The sequence below is a fragment of the Bradyrhizobium sp. WSM4874 genome (assembly GCF_055811835.1).
This window is the reverse complement of the sequence record NZ_JBVVPR010000160.1, coordinates 1-1,037: the sequence shown is the minus strand read 5'-3', so window position 1 is coordinate 1,037 and position 1,037 is coordinate 1. Positions and strand designations below refer to the sequence as shown.

Sequence of the window (1,037 nt, the reverse complement as noted above, 5' to 3'; positions counted from 1 at the left end):
AAAGGTGGGCGACATCGTCTCGGAATCCACGGGCGACTTCATATCGGTACGCCTGGGCGACTTCGTCGGAATCCGCAGCTGGATCGCCTGCGCACTCGGCCACAAGGCATGCCGCGATAATCGATCCGTCTTATATCATCGCCTGCCAAGGCTGTTCGAAGCTCTTGCGCTCGCCCGCGGGGACGGACGCTATGCGCGGCTCCTCAAGACACTATCGAGGGTCGATTTGCTCATCCTCGATGATTGGGGCCTCGCACCGCTTACCGGCGAGCAGCGTCGCGATCTCCTCGAAGTCGTCGACGATCGACACCAGCGCGGATCGACCATCATCACCAGCCAGGTGCCGATCGAAAATTGGCATGAGGTCATCGCCGACCCGACCATCGCCGACGCCGTCCTGGATCGGCTCGTCCACAATGCTCACCGCCTCACACTCAAGGGAGACAGCATGCGAAAGATCACTGCGCAGCGCGCCAATCTTGACGCAGCCAAGAAAACCTGACCCAACTCCTCATGCCGGCAACGACACTCCGGCCGCCTTCGTCGGAACAGGTGGCCGCCTTCGATCGGAATGCATGGTGGCGTTCAATCGGAATCCCTGGCCGCAATCCCCGGAATCCGCACATTACAGCGCCGAACGTGCCATCAGCGTCTTGGAGGCCGCAGCTTCCGAACAGGGCAAGATAGAGTGGATCGACTTCAGGGTCCCCTTGAACGATGTGGTCGAGACGGTCCACCTTCACATTGAAGTAGCTGGCAAGTACAGCACCGGTACGTTTGCCTATCGAATGATACGCCGGGGACAGGGGCACGGGATGAGGGTTGTAGGCTCCTTGCGCGATGGACCAGATGTCAACGTCCTAGCGCTCTATGAGAAGTGAAAATCTCCCGCTTCGTCCGTTTGATCAATTCGGCGAGGTGTCGACCGCTCCACAAATGCGTTGCTCGCATTACTAGTTGGTCGTCCGTTAAGAAGCCGAATTGAGCGGGAGCGGACAGGCAAGCGTATGCGATAGCTGGATCAGGAAGAGGCACAA

1 protein-coding gene is annotated in these 1,037 nt (G+C 59.0%); it reads left to right on the top strand.

The features are described from left to right. Nucleotides 1–502, top strand: a 502-nt coding sequence (locus tag AC0L3P_RS39820) for an ATP-binding protein (RefSeq protein WP_473309442.1), incomplete at its 5' end; no start/stop codon positions are given. Nucleotides 503–1,037: the final 535 nt, after the last annotated feature.